Annotated in this window: 18 protein-coding genes; 4 read left to right on the plus strand and 14 right to left on the minus strand. The window is 40.1% G+C overall.

What is annotated here, in order from left to right; all coding sequences use genetic code 11:
* Position 1 precedes the first annotated feature (1 nt).
* Genes I6F10_RS00850 through mraZ form a run of 12 tightly spaced genes read right to left on the minus strand, consistent with a single transcriptional unit; the run spans position 2 to position 13445 of the window.
* Positions 2-922 carry a D-alanine--D-alanine ligase gene (locus I6F10_RS00850; RefSeq protein WP_165743109.1) on the minus strand — a complete coding sequence of 307 codons (921 nt, stop codon included), beginning with the start codon at positions 920-922 and terminating at the stop codon, positions 2-4.
* A complete protein-coding gene (gene murC, locus I6F10_RS00855) occupies positions 919-2370 on the minus strand; it encodes a UDP-N-acetylmuramate--L-alanine ligase (RefSeq protein ID WP_024606331.1) in 1452 nt (483 codons plus the stop codon). Before murC ends, I6F10_RS00850 begins: the two co-directional genes overlap by 4 nt.
* Positions 2371-3447 (minus strand): undecaprenyldiphospho-muramoylpentapeptide beta-N-acetylglucosaminyltransferase, encoded by a 1077-nt coding sequence (murG, locus tag I6F10_RS00860; protein WP_165743108.1) that lies wholly within the window; start codon positions 3445-3447, stop codon positions 2371-2373.
* On the minus strand, positions 3444-4619 hold the full coding sequence (gene ftsW / locus I6F10_RS00865) for a cell division protein FtsW (protein WP_024606332.1): 1176 nt from the start codon (positions 4617-4619) through the stop codon (positions 3444-3446). The genes murG and ftsW overlap by 4 nt, the downstream gene beginning before the upstream one ends.
* On the minus strand, positions 4616-5950 hold the full coding sequence (gene murD, locus I6F10_RS00870) for a UDP-N-acetylmuramoyl-L-alanine--D-glutamate ligase (RefSeq protein ID WP_197098202.1): 1335 nt from the start codon (positions 5948-5950) through the stop codon (positions 4616-4618). The genes ftsW and murD overlap by 4 nt, the downstream gene beginning before the upstream one ends.
* Positions 5951-7033, minus strand: a complete 1083-nt coding sequence (gene mraY, locus I6F10_RS00875) for a phospho-N-acetylmuramoyl-pentapeptide-transferase (protein ID WP_002957990.1) — start codon at positions 7031-7033, stop codon at positions 5951-5953.
* Positions 7033-8415 (minus strand): UDP-N-acetylmuramoyl-tripeptide--D-alanyl-D-alanine ligase, encoded by a 1383-nt coding sequence (locus I6F10_RS00880; protein WP_165743106.1) that lies wholly within the window; start codon positions 8413-8415, stop codon positions 7033-7035. Before I6F10_RS00880 ends, mraY begins: the two co-directional genes overlap by 1 nt.
* Positions 8412-9890 (minus strand): UDP-N-acetylmuramoyl-L-alanyl-D-glutamate--2,6-diaminopimelate ligase, encoded by a 1479-nt coding sequence (murE, locus tag I6F10_RS00885; RefSeq protein ID WP_165743105.1) that lies wholly within the window; start codon positions 9888-9890, stop codon positions 8412-8414. The genes I6F10_RS00880 and murE overlap by 4 nt, the downstream gene beginning before the upstream one ends.
* A complete protein-coding gene (locus I6F10_RS00890) occupies positions 9883-11700 on the minus strand; it encodes a peptidoglycan glycosyltransferase FtsI (protein ID WP_002957987.1) in 1818 nt (605 codons plus the stop codon). The genes murE and I6F10_RS00890 overlap by 8 nt, the downstream gene beginning before the upstream one ends.
* Entirely contained in the window at positions 11697-12023 is a 327-nt protein-coding gene (gene ftsL / locus I6F10_RS00895; protein WP_165743104.1) for a cell division protein FtsL, read from the minus strand. Before ftsL ends, I6F10_RS00890 begins: the two co-directional genes overlap by 4 nt.
* A complete protein-coding gene (rsmH, locus tag I6F10_RS00900) occupies positions 12020-12958 on the minus strand; it encodes a 16S rRNA (cytosine(1402)-N(4))-methyltransferase RsmH (RefSeq protein WP_024606338.1) in 939 nt (312 codons plus the stop codon). Before rsmH ends, ftsL begins: the two co-directional genes overlap by 4 nt.
* Positions 12959-12986: 28 nt before the next feature.
* Positions 12987-13445 carry a division/cell wall cluster transcriptional repressor MraZ gene (gene mraZ, locus I6F10_RS00905; protein ID WP_007582904.1) on the minus strand — a complete coding sequence of 153 codons (459 nt, stop codon included), beginning with the start codon at positions 13443-13445 and terminating at the stop codon, positions 12987-12989.
* 496 nt (positions 13446-13941) lie between these two features.
* Here mraZ and I6F10_RS00910 point away from each other — a divergent pair, with 496 nt between their 5' ends.
* The 3 genes from I6F10_RS00910 to I6F10_RS00920 are packed head-to-tail and all read left to right on the plus strand — an operon-like array spanning position 13942 to position 14986.
* Entirely contained in the window at positions 13942-14280 is a 339-nt protein-coding gene (locus I6F10_RS00910; RefSeq protein ID WP_002957982.1) for a hypothetical protein, read from the plus strand.
* A 6-nt stretch (positions 14281-14286) separates the two neighbouring features.
* Positions 14287-14742 carry a hypothetical protein gene (locus tag I6F10_RS00915; protein ID WP_165743103.1) on the plus strand — a complete coding sequence of 152 codons (456 nt, stop codon included), beginning with the start codon at positions 14287-14289 and terminating at the stop codon, positions 14740-14742.
* 1 nt (position 14743) lies between these two features.
* Positions 14744-14986 (plus strand): hypothetical protein, encoded by a 243-nt coding sequence (locus I6F10_RS00920; RefSeq protein WP_024596383.1) that lies wholly within the window; start codon positions 14744-14746, stop codon positions 14984-14986.
* 3 nt (positions 14987-14989) lie between these two features.
* On the opposite strand, the gene I6F10_RS00925 is transcribed toward I6F10_RS00920, so the two are convergent.
* Entirely contained in the window at positions 14990-15964 is a 975-nt protein-coding gene (locus I6F10_RS00925) for a glutathione S-transferase family protein (RefSeq protein WP_165743102.1), read from the minus strand.
* Positions 15965-15985: 21 nt separating this feature from the next.
* A complete protein-coding gene (locus I6F10_RS00930) occupies positions 15986-16828 on the minus strand; it encodes a pirin family protein (protein ID WP_165743101.1) in 843 nt (280 codons plus the stop codon).
* Between the two features lie 201 nt (positions 16829-17029).
* Here I6F10_RS00930 and I6F10_RS00935 point away from each other — a divergent pair, with 201 nt between their 5' ends.
* Positions 17030-20134, plus strand: coding sequence for a bifunctional diguanylate cyclase/phosphodiesterase (locus tag I6F10_RS00935; RefSeq protein WP_165743100.1), 3105 nt, complete (start codon positions 17030-17032; stop codon positions 20132-20134).
* Positions 20135-20171: the final 37 nt, after the last annotated feature.

Below are 20171 nucleotides of genomic sequence, written 5' to 3' on the forward strand. Positions count from 1 at the left end.
ATTAAAGCGTTTGCTCTAAAATGCGAACAACTAATTGTTCAAAAGTTGCCCCGTTCGCTTTTGCAGCCATCGGTACTAGTGACTTTTCAGTCATGCCTGGTACTGTATTTACTTCAAGCAGGTAAAAATTCCCTTGCTCGTCTTGCATTGCATCAACACGACCCCAACCACTTGCACCCACTAAATCAAACGCATCTAGCGATATGGCTTGTAAGTACTTAGTATCTTGCTCTGATAAATCTGCAGGGCAATGATACTGGGTTGTATTTGATTGATACTTAGCTTGGTAATCGTAAAAGCCATTAGGTGTCGTCATCTCAATGACTGGTTGTACATCCTCGCCAAGCACCGTGATTGTAAACTCACGACCAGTGATCCACTGCTCTACAAGTACTTGGTTATCAAACTTAAATGCATTAGCTAGTGCATCTTCAAGCTCTTGTGTTGTACTTGCTTGCGCCATACCTATGCTTGAACCTTCATGCGATGGCTTAACCATTACCTTTTTAAATTCATCCATAATGGCTTTAGCATCAAAACCTTTTTTAGCATCAACTACGGTATAAGGTGCAGTACTTAAACCCGCTGATTTAAATAAGTGCTTACAACGTACTTTATCCATAGCAAGTGCTGAACCGAGTACATTACTGCCCGTGTAAGGCAAGTTCATAAATTCAAGTGCACCCTGCACTGTGCCGTCTTCGCCACCACGGCCATGCAAAGCGATAAAAACGCGATCTACATTTAATTCTTTTAACTCCCACAAAGAACGACTTTGTGGGTCAAATGCAATTGCATCAATACCACAATTTTGCAGCGCATTTAAAACAGCCTGACCCGATCGTAAAGACACTTCACGCTCTGCTGAGTTACCACCTAGCAGTACCGCTACTTTACCAAATTGTGTGTTTACCTGAGTCATACTTCACCTTGCTTAAGTTTTTCTATCGACATACCCGTTGCAGCTAATGTTTTAACTAACTGACCTATATTACCAGCGCCTTGGGTTAATACTAAATCATTGTTTTGTAAATTTGCGGCCAAAACACCTGCAAGCTCAGCATTTGTTGCTACGTGCAGCGGCTCTTTGCCACGTTGGCGAAGGCTACGACATAAACTTTTGCTGTCGGCCCCTGCAATAGGATCTTCACCAGCGCTATACACATCAAGCAATAGTAACTGATCTACATCAGCAAGAATTTTTACAAAATCTTCGTATAAGTCGCGTGTGCGAGAAAACCTATGAGGTTGATATACCATTACTAAACGCTTATCAGGCCAACCTTCACGCACTGCTGCAATTGTTGCTGCAACTTCTGAAGGGTGATGCCCGTAATCATCAACTAACATCACATTGCCCCGCTCGTTTTCAAATTCACCATAGTGCTGAAAACGACGACCAATGCCTTCAAACTTCTGCAGCGCTTCTAAAATTGCATGATTCGCAATGTTTTGATCTTTTGCAACAGCAATCGCAGCGGTTGCGTTAAGTGCGTTGTGTCTACCTGGCATATTCAATGTGGCAGTTAAACACTCACCTTGTTTGTTAGTTACTGTAAATGTGCACGTATTAGCTGATTGGCTAAAGTCGCTCATGCGATAATCAGCATCTTTCGATTCGCCATACGTAATAACTGGGCGACCAAAGCGCGGGATAAGCTCAGCTGCAACTTCAGAATCAATACATACAACAGCTAAACCATAAAACGGCAAGTTATGAATGAAATCGACATACGTGTCCTTCATTTTTTCAAGACTGCCGCCATAAGTATCCATGTGATCTTCTTCAATATTTGTGATCACCGAGACCATTGGCTGCAAGTGTAAAAACGACGCATCGCTTTCATCAGCTTCTGCTATTAAAAAATCACTTTTGCCTACTTTTGCGTTACTACCTGCGCTATTTAACAAGCCACCAATAATAAAAGTTGGATCGAGCCCTGCTTGTCCATAAATACTTGCAATTAGGCTTGTTGTCGTTGTTTTACCATGCGTACCCGCAATTGCTATACCGTGGCGAAAACGCATTAGTTCTGCGAGCATTTCTGCGCGGCGCACAACAGGGATTCTTGCGGCCTTAGCTGCAATAATTTCAGGGTTTGTTTCATCAATCGCGCTTGAAACAACCACTACATTGGCATCTTTCACGTTATTTTCATGATGGCCAATAAATACCTCAGCACCGGCTTTAATTAAGCGATCTGTCATAGCGCTATGAGCAATGTCAGAACCTGTAATACGGTAGCCTTCAAAAGCGAGTACTTCAGCAATACCGCCCATACCGGCTCCACCAATACCAATAAAGTGAATGGTTTCTATTCGGCGCATTGCTGGGCGCGTGTGTTTTTCTTGTACTGACGTTTCTTTCACTTATTTTCTCTTATTTGTTACTTGCTCACAGTGCGTTGCTACGCTTGCTGTGGCATCTAAAATGGCTTGTTTTTTTGCATTTGTAGCCATTTCAGTAATTAATGAAGGTTGGGCTAAATATGGGCTTAATAGTTCAACAATTGATTGTTTATTAAACTGCCCTTGTGGCATTAATAATGCGCCATTAGCCATCACTAAATATTGTGCGTTTGCTGTTTGATGGTCATCCACGGCATGTGGAAAGGGAACAAAAACAGCCATTTTACCTGCTGCTGCAATTTCGCTAACAGTTAATGCACCAGCGCGGCAAACAACAATATCAGCCCAGCTATACGCCGCGTCCATATCATCAATAAATTCAGCTATTTTTGTATTACCATCCGCAAAGCCATGCATTTTATAAGCTGTTTCTACAGTAGATAAATGACCTTTACCGGTTTGATGCCATACGCTTATAGGAGCTGTATTATTTAGTACTTTAAATGCTTCTGGTAATGTTTGATTAAGCACTTGTGCACCGAGCGAGCCCCCTACCACTAAAATATTAATAGGGCTTGATACATCGCGTTTGGCTATATTCATAACGCTTTGGCGAACTGGGTTACCTACTAGCTCGGCTTGACCCTGTGCAAAAGCACTTGGAAATGCTGCTAATACACGTGTAGCCACCTTAGCTAGCAGTTTATTGCTCATACCCGCTACAGCGTTTTGCTCGTGAATAATTAACGGAATACCTAAACTCTTTGCGGCAATTCCCGTGGGTCCCGTAACATAACCGCCCATTGCGAGTACTACATCTGGACGCTGTTCTTTCAATACCTTACGCGCTTGCAATACTGCATTAACTACCATGAATGGGGCTTTAATAAGACGTTTTAATCCGTTACCACGAACACCTTTTACATTAATAAAATCAATATCTATATTATGCTTAGGTACAACGCTTGCTTCCATTCGATCTGGTGTGCCAATCCAGCTAACTTGCCAGCCCTGCTGTTTTAAATAATCAGCCACTGCAATACCAGGAAAAATGTGTCCGCCAGTTCCACCAGCCACTACTACTAATTTTTTACTCATCGCTTGCCTCCACGTGAGGTGGCTTGTTTGGTTGCCATTTTGGTTTCAAAATCAACGCGCAATAAAATGCCCGTGGCAATGGTCATAATTAACAAGCTTGAACCACCATAAGAAATAAATGGCAGGGTTAAACCCTTAGTTGGCAAAATACCCGCGCTCGCACCTACATTCACCATGGTTTGAAATGCAAACCAAATACCAATGGCAAACGAAAAATAGCCTTCGTATTCTTTGCCACACTTAAGCGCTTGTTGGCCTATTAATAACGCTCTAAATACTAAAGTAGCTAATACCATTAAAATACTTACAACGCCTATTAAACCAAGTTCTTCACCTATTACAGCAAAAATAAAATCGTTATGCGCTTCAGGTAAATATTGCAGTTTTTGTACACTGTTACCTAAGCCTTGGCCAAACCAACCACCTTGGCTATAAGCCATTAGCGATTGAACCAACTGATAACCTTTACCAAAAGGATCATCCCAAGGGTCTAAAAAGCCAACAACACGCGCCATTCGATATGGTTCAACAATAATCAGTAATACAACTAAACCGACGCCAGTTAGAATAAGTACAAAGAACTGCCATAATTTAGCGCCAGCTAAAAACAGTAAACCAACCGTTGTTACAAACATAACAACCACTGTGCCTAAATCAGGTTGCAGCAAAATAAGCAGCGCATACACTGCAAATACAGCTATTGGCTTTGCAAAGCCTTTAATATTTTCTTGTACTTCTTCGCGTTTTCTTACCAAATAACCCGCAATATAACTAAAAAAATATAATTTAGCGGCCTCAGCCACCTGAAAACCAACAGGTCCAATAGGTATCCATCGTTTAGCACCATTCACTTCACGCCCAACAATCAATACCGCTATTAACAGCACCATGCCTAGTATTAATAAATAAGGGTTGGATCGTTTCCACCAATCCATTGGCACACAAACACTTATCCAAAAAAGCACAAAAGACATTGCCAAAAACATGCTGTGGCGAATAGTAATATGGTATGGGTCATCAAATAACCGCTCAGCGGTCGGCATTGAAGCGCTGGTTACCATGATAAAACCAACACCAATTAACATAATTACGCAGTACAGCAGCGGTACATCATACAACTGACCTGAAGGTTTTGGTGTTAATGCATCTCTTATATCGGCAAAAGCAATCATAGTTGCCCTGCCATAACACGTTGAATAAAGTCATCACCACGTTGCATATAGTTGTTATACATATCAATGCTGGCACATGCAGGTGCTAACAAAACAATATTGCCTGTACTACTAAGTACGTTGGCCAAAGCAACGGCTTCTTCCATGTTGTTAGTTAAATAGCTCTTATTGGTAATCGCAGCTAAGTCACTTGCATCTTTACCAAAACAAATTAATGCTTTTACATGCTGTTCTATGTAGGGTTTAAGTGCGTTTAAATCAGCGCCTTTAGCATCGCCACCTGCAATAACAATCAGGTTTTCACCATCACTAGCCAAACTATCTATTGCAGCAATGGTCGCTCCAACATTCGTTGCCTTTGAATCGTTAAAATACTTTACACCGTTAAGCTCAGCTACAAATTGGCAGCGATGAGCCAATCCATTAAATTGACCTAACGCGTTCTTATATTGCGCTTTACTTACTTCAAACGGACTTAAAAGCGCCATTACTGCAAGCGTATTTAAATAATTGTGCTTACCCACTACCGCAAGCGTATCAACAGGTAAAAATGCATCGCCTTTAAGCATAAAATGAGTTTCGCCATTATGCTGCGCTAAATGGTAATCACCTTGTTGAGCACCAAAGCTGATTAGGGGGGTTGTACCGCGCTCAACTGGATGTGTTTGAATATCGTCGGCATTGACAACAATAAGCTCTGCACCGTCATAAATACTTAGCTTTGAGTCTATATAAGCTTGGTAACTGTCGTATCGGTCAAGGTGATCTTCTGACACATTTAATACCGTTGCACTCACGGGTTTTAAACTCGTTGTGGTATCTAGCTGAAAACTAGATAACTCAAGTACATACACATCAAAATCATCGTTGAGTAAATCAAGCACCGCGGTGCCAATATTCCCACCCAAAGCAACTTTATAGCCGGCTTCTTTTAATACTTCATAAGCGAGCGTAACCACGGTTGATTTACCGTTAGAGCCCGTAACAGCAACAACTGGTTTTGTATTAATACGAGCAAACAACTCAACGTCGCCAATCACTTCAACACCTGCGTTAATTGCATTTTCAACAGCTGGTATTTTTAAGCTAAGCCCAGGGCTTATAATAATCATATTGCTTGAACAAAGCTCAGCGTCATCCAAATTACCAAAGTGGGTATCTAGATTTGATGCGTGCTCTTTTAACCAATCAATCCCCGGTGGGGTTACTCGGCTATCAACGACCTTTGGTGTGAGGCCATGAGATAATAGAAAACGCACAATGCCCAGGCCGGTTACACCGAGTCCGAGCACTGTTATTTGTTTGTTTTTTATCTCGTTTAAATACTGCATTTATCGAATCTTTAAAGTAGCTAAGCCAGCAAGCACTAGCACAACAGAAATAATCCAAAAGCGCACAATAACGCGAGGCTCTGGCCAACCTTTTAATTCATAATGATGATGAATCGGCGCCATTCTAAAAATGCGTTGTCCGCGTAATTTATACGACCCCACTTGTAATATTACCGATAGTGCTTCCATTACAAATACACCACCCATAATAATAAGTAGTAACTCTTGGCGTACTAAAACAGCAATAATACCTAATGCGCCACCAAGTGCTAATGAGCCAACATCGCCCATAAATACTTGTGCTGGGTAAGTGTTAAACCATAAAAAGCCAAGCCCTGCGCCCACAATGGCAGTACACACAACTACAAGCTCACTCGCTAGCGGTAAATGTGGAATATGTAAGTAAGCCGAAAAGTTAATATTACCTGTTAAGTAAGCAATAATTGCCAATGCCGCAGCCACCAAAATAATTGGCACAATCGCCAAGCCATCTAAGCCATCGGTCAGGTTTACTGCGTTTGATGTACCTACTATGGCAAAATACGTAAGCACAATATAAAACAAACCTAATTGCGGTAATACGTCTTTAAAAAATGGAACAACAAGTGATGTCTCAGATGCTTGTGCACTGGTAAAGTACAAAGCAGTAGCTACAACTAATGCAATGACCGATTGCCAAAAGTACTTCCACTTAGCAATTAAACCTTTTGGGTCTTTACGAATAACTTTACGGTAATCATCAACAAAGCCGACAATACCTAACGAGCCAATTACAAACAGTGTTGCCCATACATATTTATTTGATAAATCGGCCCAAAGTAGCGTGCTTGTAAAAATAGCCGCTAAAATAAGTAAGCCACCCATAGTCGGTGTACCCGACTTAGACAAATGCGATTGCGGACCATCGTCGCGAACTGTTTGACCTATTTGCATACGTTGCAAACCACGAATTAACTTAGGCCCTAAATAAAGAGACATAATTAACGCAGTTAAAATACCTAAAATGGCACGTAGCGTTAAATACGAAAAAACATGAAAACCACTAAAATACTGTGTTAAATACTCTGCCAGCCAAACTAACATTATGATACTCCATTGATGGCTTGTTGCTGGCCATTAACTAAATCGGTTACTAATAATTCCATGCGAGAACTGCGCGATCCTTTCACTACTATTGTTGTTTTTTTATTCACTTTATTAATACTTTCTTGAATTTTTTGCTGCATCTGTTCGCGGCTCGAAAAGTGGCGATTAGGAAGTTCAAACACATCACTTGCGTATTTACTTAACACGCCTAATGTAAATAACTCATCAATCCCTTGTTCAAGTGCATACTCGCCAACTTCTTGATGATACTTACGTGCATCTTCACCAAGCTCACCCATATCTCCGAGTGCTAAAATGCGGTGACCTTGCATATCACTTAACAAGTCAATCGCAGCCTTTACTGACTTAACATTGGCATTATAGGTATCATCAACCACGGTAAGTAAATCAGATACTTCAATTAAATTAACGCGCCCTTTTACATCACCCATTGTGGCAAGTGCATTGGCTATTTCTTCAAGGGTTACATCAAATTCACTGGTCAGCGCCGCAGCGATAAGTGCATTACTAATATTATGCTTACCAGGTAGTGCCAAAGTAACAGGCACTTGCTTGTTTTTAGTGCAAAGCGTAAAGCTTGCACGTGCATTGGCATCAAGCGTGATGTTCTCTGCCCAAATGTCTAGTTTTTCGGTTGTAGAAAAGCGTTTAACATTACGCCCTTCAAGTTTATCTAACCAATACTGGCTAAATTCACTATCGCAATTAACAATGGCAACGCCGTCATCTTTTAGGCCATCAAAAATCTCACCTTTAGCTTTTGCAACGCCCATTAAGCTACCAAAACCTTCCAAGTGAGCTGCTGCAACATTACATACAACGGCCACATCTGGTTTTGTCATTGCCGTTGTGTAAGCAATTTCACCTAAGTGATTTGCACCTAGCTCAATAACAGCAAAACGATGTTGAGGCTCTAAGCGCAATAACGTAAGAGGGACGCCAATATCGTTGTTAAAATTACCTTTAGTAGCTAATACATCACCGTGAACCGACAAAATTGCTGCACACATTTCTTTTACGGTGGTTTTGCCTACACTCCCTGTAATTGCAATTGTTTTAGGCGCCACTTGGGCCATAACAGCGGTGCCAATTGTACCTAGTGCAATACGTGTATCGCTTACTATAAATTGTGGAATATCTACATCAACTTTGTGCTGAACAATAACGCCTATAGCGCCTTTTTGTTTAGCCTCAGCTATAAATTTATGGCCATCAAAATTTGGCCCTTTAAGTGCTAAAAACACTTCGCCATCGCACACTGTGCGAGTATCAGTATTTATATTTAGCACGTGTTGATTATCACCTTGATAATCAGTTGTTAGCACATTAGCTAACCAATCAAAATCCATTGGGATCATTGTGTTATCCCTCTTACTGCTTTTTTTAGTTGTTCTTGTACATAGCGGCGATCGCAAAAGTCGATGCGCTTATCGCCTATAATTTGATAATCTTCGTGGCCTTTACCTGCAATCAAAATAACATCATCAGCTGTAGCATTTTCTATAGCAAAACGAATTGCAGTTGCTCTATCTGCCTCTAAATGTGCATTTTGTGGATGGGTTAGACCGCCTGCTATATCTGCAATAATGTCATCAGGGTTTTCTGTTCGAGGGTTATCGCTGGTAATAATCACTTTATTAGCGTTTTGCTCTGCAGCTTGCGCCATTAATGCGCGCTTACCTTTGTCTCTGTCGCCACCGCAACCAAATACACAACTTACACCACCTGGCACATGCAACTGCAATGCTTGTAATGCAAGTGCAAGTGCATCGGGTGTATGGGCGTAATCAACAACACACGTTGGCATGCCAGCTTGACTAAAAGCTTGCATTCGACCAGCAACTGGCTGTAACTGCGCACAACCAGCAACTAGTTGCTCAAGCGGATAACCTAGCCCTAGTAATGTAGCGAGCGCTGCCGTTAAGTTATATAAGTTGAATTCGCCAAACAGAGGCGATTTAATTGAAATATCACCCCAACTTGTCGACAACTGCGCCGAAATACCTTTACTTGAATATTCAACATCAGAAAAATAAACGTATCGGGCATTCTTAGGAGCTAAGTTTTTGCGGCCATAACAAATTAGGTTATTAAAATCATACTTTTCAAGCCATTGCTCAGCTTGAAAGTCATCTTGATTGAGCACTACAACTTGCGGTTCAAAATCACGGAAAAGCATTAATTTAGCATCACCGTAACTTGCCATGTCACCATGGTAATCTAAGTGATCGCGCGAAAGATTAGTAAACACAGCCGCTTTAAACTGACATTTAGCAACGCGTTGTTGCACTAACCCATGAGATGATACTTCCATGGCTACCAGCTTTTTATGCTGCGAATTTAAATCGCTCAAAATATGCTGTAAATCAACTGTTGAAGGCGTTGTGTTTATCAGTGGAATTAAGTTATCAGGATGGCCATAACCTAAAGTACCTATAATAGCCGACTCAGTACTACAAAATTGTGCTAAGTGGGCAATCATTGCTGTGGTGGTCGATTTACCATTTGTACCTGTCACACCAATTAAATCAAGAGTCTGACTTGGTTGGCTATAAAAGCGACTAGCTAATTCTGGAAGCTTTTTATCAAGCTCTGAGACTAAATACAGTGGCTCAAAACTGCTTTCAAATTCACATAATCTGTCAGCAATGATAGCTATTGCGCCATTTTCAATTGCTTTATTAATAAATTGTCCGCCATCAAGTGTATGGCCTTTAATAGCAACAAATACATCACCTGGCGTTACTTCACGGCTATCAAGGCGTAAATGCTTAACCAGTTGCGAGGGCGCATCTATTTCGATGTATTTTAAAATATCCTTTAAATCACGCATCGTTATCTTTACCTTGTACGTACGCAACCTCTTCCTTGTCAGGCGCTACGTTTAATATTCTTAATGCGTTAGAGATGATTTCTGCAAATGCAGGGCCAGCGGTGGCACCTCCATAGTACACATCACCACCAGGTTCATTAATCATAACTACCACGGCTAAACGAGGATTACTTGCCGGTGCTACACCTGCAAAGTAACCTACATATTCATCACCATAACCACCTGCTACGGCTTTTTTAGATGTACCTGTTTTACCGGCAGCACGATACCCATCAACTTTTATGTTGCGAGCAGTACCGTCTTTTTCAAATACACTTTCCATCATGTGGACTACGGCTTCTACGTCTTTTTGTTTAAAAATACGTTCGCCTTCAGGTATATTATCTTGCTTTAAAATAGTCAGTGGTCGATTAACTCCACCAGCGCCTAACATGGTATAAAAGCGCGCCATTTGCGCAGTACTTACCGAAATTGCATAACCAAATGATAAAGTTGCAATTTCAAAGTCTGACCAGCGACGATTTGGATAAAACAAACCACTGCTTTCACCTACCATTCCAGTACCGGTGTCACTGCCAAAGCCTACTTTTTGATATAAGCCAACAAGGTAATCTTTAGGCACTAACTGAGTAACCTTCGCAACCCCCATATTTGAGGAATACTTTAGTATTTCGCGCAGTGTTAGTTCGCCATGATTACGAGTATCTCTAACTAAACTACCACCTAAACGCATCCAACCTGGGTAGGTATCAATCGTGTCATCTGCCTGAATGGCGCCGTAGTCTAGCCCAGCCAAAATGGCTAGAGGCTTAACAGTTGAGCCTGGTTCAAACAAATCTGTAATTGCGCGATTACGACGCTTATGAGGTGCAGCATCGCTTAAGTTATTTGGATTAAATGAAGGACTATTTACCATTGCCAGCACTTCACCGGTTTTAACATCAACTACCATAGCTGAGCCCGATGTGGCTTTGTAAGTCAGTACAGCTGATTTTACAGCTTTGTAGGCAATAGCTTGAATTCGCTGGTCAATACTTAATTCTATACTTTCTGGTTCTACACGCTCGCGCTCGTCAAGTACTTCTACTTCACGCCCTTGTGCGTCTTTACGTATAGTGCGGCGGCCTTCCTCGCCCGTTAAAGCGTTTTCGTATAGCTTTTCAATGCCTTCAATGCCTTTACCGTCTATATTAGTAAAACCAATAACATGCGCGGTAACCTCACCGGCGGGGTAATAGCGTTTAGATTCATCTAGTAAATGAATACCTGGTAGGCGTAAATCGCCAATATAATTTGCTACAGCAGGAGTAACTTGGCGCTTTAAATAAACAAAGCGACGCGAGGGATCGTTTAATAGTCGAGAGTTAATCTTCTTAGGATCAATACGCAATACATCTGCAAGCTCACGCCAGCGTAAATCGTTTTTATAATATAGTGCAGTACGCTTATCAAGCTCAGCGGTATTTTCAGCTAAAGATAAATGATCTTCGCCGCTTTTACGTGCTTGTTTAATTACTTTAGAGACAAGCGATTTGTGCAATGCTTTAGGATCAGCATATACACTTACAACAGGCACACTTACCGCTAATTCTTTACCATTACGGTCAAAAATCATCCCGCGTTGCACATGTAGTTTTTCAACGCGCACGGTGCGTTTGTCACTTTCTGAACGTGCTTTATCAGGTTCTATTACTTGTAAATAAGCAGCGCGAGATACGAGTGTTACAAACACCATAAACACAACTGCACACACCAGCATAAAGCGCCATGTGATTAAATTAGTGACTGGTTTTTTGCCTCTATTTCTCATTGTACTATTATTACCTGCTCATCTTGACTCGTAGGTCTTTTCATTTTCAATTGTGATGTAGCTACGTCTTCAATGCGTGCATGTTGCGAATAAAATTCTTCTTCAACAAGTAAGTAGCGCCACTCTAAATCGAGCTCATCGCGTTCTTGTAACAATTGATCTTGCTGTATAAGTTGGCCACGAGCTAAGTGGGTTGTTTGCACAACAGCTAAACTAGAAGCGAATATCACAACCAACAAGGCCGAGGTTAGCTTATTAGCTCCTAGGCCTTTTAATATTTCAAAGAATAAATTAGGTTGCCGATAGCTCGCTTTTTTACTCATCCCAACCTCTGTGCAATCCTAAGTACAGAACTACGAGAACGTGGATTACGCTCTACTTCTGCAGCACTTGGCTTAATAGCTTTACCCACTGCTTTTAACGTCAGATTTTTATTTATTTGTGCATCAGTTAAAGGCAGACCTCTGGGTAATGCTTCTCCCTTACTCTGTTTTCTAATAAACTGTTTTACAATACGGTCTTCTAAAGAATGAAACGAAATCACCACTAAACGTCCGCCTGGCTTTAGCACTTTAACTGCAGACTGAAGCGCAGTTTGAATTTCTTCAAGCTCACTATTAATGTAAATACGAATAGCCTGAAAAGTACGGGTAGCTGGGTGTTTAAACTTATCTTTTACCGGTACAGCTTCATCAACAAGGTCAGCAAGCTGCTTGGTAGTTGTGATTGGCGTGTGCTCACGAACTTCAAGTACTTTGTGTGCAATGCGTTTACCAAACTTTTCTTCGCCCAATTTTTTAATTACGTGGGTAATATCATCCAACTCAGCCTCTGCTAACCACTGTGCTGCACTGCGACCTGTTGTAGGGTCCATACGCATATCGAGTGGGCCGTCTTTCATAAAACTAAAGCCACGCTCAGCGTCATCTAATTGTGGTGACGAAACACCAATGTCTAATAAAATGCCATCGACTTTACCAATTAGATCGTTTTGCTGTGCTACTTCGTATAAGTTTGAAAAGCGAGTATGTGCAATTGCAAAACGTGGGTCATCAGCAAATTTTTCAGCTGATTGTATTGCTTGTGGATCTTGGTCAATTGCTTGCAGGCGACCTTCATCACCAAGGCGTGCTAAAATTTGCCCAGAGTGGCCACCACGTCCAAATGTACCATCCATGTATATACCGTCTGGCTTAATTGCAAGGGCATCGATGGTCTCATCCATTAATACGGATACGTGTTCAAATTGCGCTGTCATTAGCTATTGTGTGCCTTTTTTTGTGCCGTTAGAGTGTAAAATTATCTAAATCTTGGTTAGGTTCAAAATCACCAAGCCTTTCAAGCTCAGTATCTTGCTGCATTTGCTCGTGCCAACGCGCCTCGTCCCAAATTTCAAACTTATTCATCAAACCAACCAGCATGATTTTTTTGCCAAGAGATGCATGGGCACGTAATGACGGCGCAAGCAAAATTCGACCATTTTTATCAAGTTGATACTCTGTAGCGTTACCTAGCAACATACGTTGCATTCGTCGAGCTCGTGGATTCATATTAGATATTTTCGCTAAACGGCTTTCTATTTCGAGCCACTCAGCCAATGGATATAACCATAAACACGGTTCATTTAATGCGACGGTACAAATAACTGTCCCCTGATCTTCAGACAACAGAGATTCTCGGTACTTTGTCGGTACCGCAAAACGCCCCTTATCATCCAAACTCAGTGAACTCGCGCCACGAAACATAAAAAACCTACTTTGAAATTGTTTTATTCAATTTCTTGTTTATTTTATCCAATGAGATCCACTAAAAACCACTTTTTACCACAGTGCTCCAGTTTAGGGCTTGACAAGCCATTTTGTCAAGTAAGCTGACCAGCTTTAGTGAGTCCCAAAGCTAGAAAAAATAAGGGCTCAAGCGAAGCGTTTGAATTACGTGGGAAAAAGTGGGATTGAGGTAAAGAAAAATATCAGCTTTGCTTTTATAACTTTCTGTTTACATGCTTTGCTTACTGAATAACCAATGAATATTTACAATTTTTAAGGCATTTTTATCCTCTTTGTAAAATTTACCTAGCCGTGTAGTAATAGTTACTGTTTATTTTAAAATACTAATTATCAAAAATTAAAAACTACAAACAAAACCTATCAAATTCAGTCAGTTAAAATAAATAACAAGTTTGGTTTAATCATTGCATCATCTAAATCACTATTTAAATTTTTAACTTATTAAGGATTGATTATGGCTACTGCAACGAATACGAAACCAAATACAACTTCAGATGTTAAGCCTGACGTTAAACTAACAAATACTGAGTCTCCTCTTACAGAGAAAGCAACATCAGCGGCGCACGATGCTGTAGATGCACTTTCTAGCAAAGCTGCAACAGCTGAAAGCAGTGTGCGTAAAGGAGCTTCTAGCTCAGCAGATGCATTGAGCGAAAAACAACTTATCGCACGTGAAAAACTAAGCGAATGTACTGCAAAAACTCGTGCTTTTGCTTCTGAAAATCCATTAGCAACTGCGGGTATTGCTTTTGCTGCGGGTATGCTAATCACATCACTACTTCGTCGTAAGTAATTAGTGATGAATAACCCACAAACAACAGCAACCAAGGATGGTAATGCGCAAGACCAAACTACTGAGCAACATAGACAAAAGGACGATTGGCAAGATCATGTTGCAATGCTTTTAGAGTATTCTAAGCAGCTCAAGGATGATTACCAAACTCAAGGAAAGATCACCCACCAGCTTGCTAAAGCTGAATGGCGGTTATCGCTTAGATCGCTTGCATTGATCACTATATTTTTAGGATGCTTTGCCAGTGGTTTGGTTTTGTTGTGGGCAGGATTTCTAGGTGCTGTTGGATACGGTGTATACGATGTTTTTGGGTCGGTATGGCTAAGTATTGCAACAGCTACTTTGCTACAAGTTGCTTGTTTAATATGGCTTTGGAAAAATACAGTTTACTTAAGCAATAAAATTGGCTTTAGTAAAACGCTTAAAAGTTTAAAGCAGCTATTTAACCTACAAGGAAATTAGTATGTTAGTTAACTACTTAATTAAAGCACCTAATGAAAACGTTGATGCTCTAAGTAAGCAAATGGATACGCGCAGTGAATTGAAACGCCAACATCATGCAGCGTTCCAATATAGACTAAAGCGTTTTGCCGTAACCAAAGTTGGGCTTTCAAGTGCCTTTATCGCAGGTGCAGCAGTACAAGCGGGTAAAAGCGAAACCAGCTTCGTAAGAAAATACGGCTGGCTAGTGAACTTAATAGCTTAAGCGCTAAACATTTCTACCGTGATCAGATAAGTAATCAATACTTGGACCACTTGGCACAACTTGTGTTGGGTTGATCATTGTGTGACTAAAATAGTAATGACGCTTAATATGATAAAAATCAACTGTTTCAGCCACTCCTTTAACTTGATATAGCTCCCTAAGGTATCCACTTAATGCAGGATAGCTTTCAATTGTGCGTAAATTACATTTAAAATGGCCAACGTACACACTATCAAACCGAATGAGTGTAGTGAATAGTCGCCAATCTGCCTCGGTGAGCCTATTACCTGTTAAATAACGCTGCTTGCTCAGTATCCCTTCTACTTTATCGAGTGCTTTGAATAAATCGTTAAACGCCTCTTCGTATGCATCTTGAGTTGTTGCGAATCCCGTACGATAAACACCATTATTTATATTTTGATAAATCAACGCATTTAATTCATCAATTTTTGGTCGTAGTGCCTCTGGGTAGTAATCATCGTTATTACCTGTTAATTCATTAAATGCACTATTGAACATACGTATAATATCGGCAGACTCATTACTGACAATTTTATTTAGCTTTTTATCCCACAATACGGGTACGGTAACTCGCCCGGAATACTTAGGATTATTTTTTATATACACTTGATGTAAGTAGTTACTATTAGATAAAGCATCACCAGTACTGTGGTTTTGCGTATCAAAAGCCCAACCACTATCAAGCATATCAGGGCTAACAACCGACACCGTAATTAAATCTTGCAACCCTTTTAACGCTCTAAATATAAGCGTTCGATGCGCCCAAGGACACGCAAGTGACACATATAAATGATACCTGTTCGCTTGTGCTTTAAATCCGGCCTCGCCCGTTATTCCAGCGCTACCATCAACAGTTACCCAGTGACGTAACTGCGCCGTTTCGCGTTCAAACTTACCGTTACTTGAATCTGTGTCGTACCATTTATCTTGCCATTGGCCGTTAACTAATAATCCCATAAAACTCTCCTAAAAATACCGTTATATTTTGCCAAACTCACCGTTTTGATAATCACGCACTGCTTGCTGTACTTCTGCTTGCGTCGTCATTACAAACGGCCCCATATGAGCAATAGGTTGATTAAGTGGATCGCCTGCTAAAACCAAAACACCAGCGCCGTGCTCAGAGCTAATATTAATATCACTGCCTGGTTCTAAAATAAGTAACTTACCCGCTGGTATTGTTTGATTGTCGCTCATTATTAGTGAGCCGCTATGAATATAAAGCATTACTTTTTGTTGGCTAAGAGGCTCTAAATAAGTGCTTTTACCAGCAGGTAATGTAATATCAGCGAGCGCCGCATTAGCAGCTAAACTTTGCAGCTCGCTTGCAAGCGTTTCACTTTCGAACTGCCACGATCCCGCAAGTGCTTTTAACGTCACGCCTTGCGTATTTGTAAAACTAGGAGCTGGGTTTTTAGTCGTATCTTGATAACGTGAATCACGCATTTTTTCTGCGCTTGGCATGTTTATCCAAATTTGAAAGCCATGCAGACCATCTATAGCATCAGCGAGTGGCATTTCACTGTGCATGACGCCGCGCCCTGTGCTCATCCATTGCACATCGCCTGCTTTAATTGCTTCTTTGTTACCCATTTGGTCACGATGTTCAAAGCCACCTTTTAGAATATAAGTAAACGTTTCAATTCCTCGGTGCGGATGCTCTGGAAAGCCTCCCATATAATCTTTTTTGTCGTCTGACTTAAGTTCATCAATCATCAAAAACGGATCTAAATATTTACCATCAAACCCAGGTATACGGCTAATGCTCACGCCATCGCCATCTTGAGTTGCATAAGCTGTAAGTATTTTTGATATTTTCATTTTTTAATTCACTCTAAAGAATAAGTTTATGAGGCTATTAAATCATTCATTAAACAAAATAACTATGTCTTTAAATCGAGCTTAAGGTTCTATAAAATAGAACGACATTGATTCATTGGTTACATTTTCAACCTTATAATTACTATGGTTATTTGGAGTGAATTTGGCTACAATTGTTATTGCAAAATACGAAACTAAGGAATGGTTATTTTTACTTATTCTCTCAAACATCAGCTTTATCGTTTGCTTATATTGCTAAGTATTCCGGGCACCGCTGTAATTATTTTTACTCTGCTGCTTGAACGCCACCACTCTATTGAGCAAAGTGAAAAAAAAGTAGAAAACATTGCTAAGCAATTAATTTTACAGCAAAAGCACTTAGTCGATGATATTGACCGTTTAGCGCGTTATTTGGCTAAAGAGGAAAGTAAGAAAGAAAATCTAGCTACGTCATGCCCTAATTATTTTAATCAATTTAGAGCTATTTATGCCCATATTGCCAATATCGGGATTATAGATCCAAATGGCATTGTTATGTGTACAACAAGCGGATTAACCAAAACAATAAGTATTGCAGATCGTGCGTATTTTCAAAATGCCTTAAAAAGTAACCAATTGTCAGTAGGTTATTTTCAGCACGGAAGAAACTTGCAAAAAAACACCCTTAACTTTGCGTTACCTATCATTAATAAAAAAAATGTAATTCAGGGCGTTGTAGTTATCGTTGTTGCGCTTGACTGGTGGAACAATGCTTTTAATAATATTGAACTGCCACCTGGCTCTATTGCTGCAATCGCTGATTCTAATGGAAAAATTTTAGCGCGTTACCCACCAACAACTGCAGCCCTTGGCGATAATATTGCAAAGACTTTATTAGCAACTGATTCTTCGATTGATAATGAGGCATCAACAAAAATAAAATCTATTAAGGGTGAAGATCGAATGCTTCATCACTCTATTATTTATAAAGATCCGAGTAATAACAGCTTAAATATATATATTGCACTTCCTATTACACATGCTTTAAAGCAAATAAATAATAATTTTTTTATAGCGATTGGTGTGTTTATTTTATCACTGCTAGTGCTATGTTTAATTGCACGTAAGCTGCTTAAAACCAGCATTATCGACCCAATTAATAATCTAACAAATGCAACAAACGTGTTGGCTAAAGGCGAAATGCCGTCACAAAAAATACAGCCAAATAATCCAGAGCTAAATACTCTCTATCAGCGCTTTAAATCAATGGCGCAAACCAGGTTAACAGCCGAGGCTAATTTAAAAAACAAGCACGATGAGCTTACCAGCTTGCTTAATACTCTACCCGACAGTTACGTTAGAATTAACATCCATGGCGATATTCTCAACATAACGGGGCAATTTAAGCCTCAAGTAAACCCAAACAGCACTGCAGCACCTCATTTATCATCAATACTTTCTCACAACAATGTGCAGCTTTTGTTATCGCAGTTATCTAAGCTTGATGTTTCGAGTAATTTAGAATTTACACTCGAAAAATCAGATCCTAAACGTAGCTTTGAAGCACGTATTAGTGCAATGCAAAGTATAAATGAATACGTTGTTGTGCTAAGGGATATAACACAACGAAAAATAAATGAAGAAGCACTCCACCTTGCCTTGCTAGTGTATAACAACAGTAGTGAAGGCATGATAATCACCGATCCAGCGGGTATAATATTTGATGTAAACCCTGCGTTTTGCAAAACGACTTTATATAGTAAAGAAGAAGTTATTGGGCGCTCCTCTTCAATTCTTTCATCAGGAAAACATGATAAGAATTTTTACAATAAAATGTGGTCTGAATTACAGCAAACAGGCCGCTGGCAAGGCGAGGTTATTAACCGTAAAAAGAACGGGCAGCTTTACTCTGAGTGGCTCACAATCGATACGGTTTATGATACAAACAACGCACCTATTCGTCGAATCGCGATATTTACAGACCTCACTGAGAAAAAACAAGCCGATGAAACAATTTGGCGACAAGCTCACTATGATCACCTAACTGACTTACCAAATCGTTTAGAGTTAAAGGAGCGATTAAATCAACGATTTTCAAGCATTGTTACTCCCGACAATCAATTGGTTGTCATGCTTTTAGATATAGATCACTTTAAAGATATTAATGACACATTAGGCCATCACTATGGCGATAACTTATTAAAACTCGTATCGCAACGCATAGTTCAGTCGGCAAAAAATGCTGAGTTTGTGGCACGTATTGGTGGTGATGAGTTTGTTATTGTGTTTAATCGTATAAAAAGTACGCGTCATATTAATCAAATTGCCAGTAATATTTTGCTTAGCCTATCGTCGGCTTTGCATCTTGAAAACGAAGAGTTATTTATTAGCGCCAGCATGGGCATAGCATGCGCCCCTAATGATGGTGAAAATACTGAACAGCTTTTAAAAGCAGCCGATCAGGCTATGTATAAAGCAAAAAGTAATGGTCGTAACTGTTTTGAGTTTTTCTCTGCTGACATGCGCGAATATGCACACGCGCGCATGGTGCTATTAAAAGACTTACGAAGTGCCATTGAACTTGAACAATTTGAATTGTTTTATCAGCCCATTGTTGCTTTGAATGATTTACATATTCATAAAGCTGAAGCACTTATTCGTTGGCAACATCCCGAAAAAGGCCTAATTAGCCCTGTCGCATTTATTTCACTTGCTGAAGAGACCAGGCAAATAAATGCAATTGGCCAATTTGTATTTGCTCAAACCTTGCAAACGCTTAACGATATAAAAACCCTAACCGATGATACTTTTCAAATAAGTGTAAACGTGTCGCCAGTGCAGTTATCCACGCCAGAGAGTGGTATAGATGAATGGTACGATATGCTAAAAGCTGCAAAATTACCTGCATCCTCAATTGTGGCAGAAATAACTGAAGGCCTAATGATTAACCCCGAAGCATTAACGCAACGTCGCTTAAAAGAAATAGTAAAATCAGGTATGCAGCTTGCCCTTGATGATTTTGGTACAGGATATTCGTCACTCGCTTACTTACAAGAAATGGATACCGATTATTTAAAAATAGATAAACGTTTTGTTGATAATATCCAAGTAGGCAGTCAAGAACTTGCACTGTGTGAAGCAATAATTGTTATGGCGCATCAACTGGGCTTAAAAGTAATCGCCGAAGGAATTGAAACTAAATTACAAATGCAGCTATTACTTGAAGCCGGATGTGATTACGGACAAGGTTATTTATTTTCAAGACCTTTAAATAAAAGCAGCTTTATGGCACTTCTATCTGATAAAAAAGTCGCTTTATTAAAATAAATAAACAAAAAATTACTGTTACGCAATAAATAATGCG

Source organism: Pseudoalteromonas sp. SWYJZ98 (genome assembly GCF_015864495.1).
GTDB lineage: Bacteria > Pseudomonadota > Gammaproteobacteria > Enterobacterales > Alteromonadaceae > Pseudoalteromonas > Pseudoalteromonas distincta.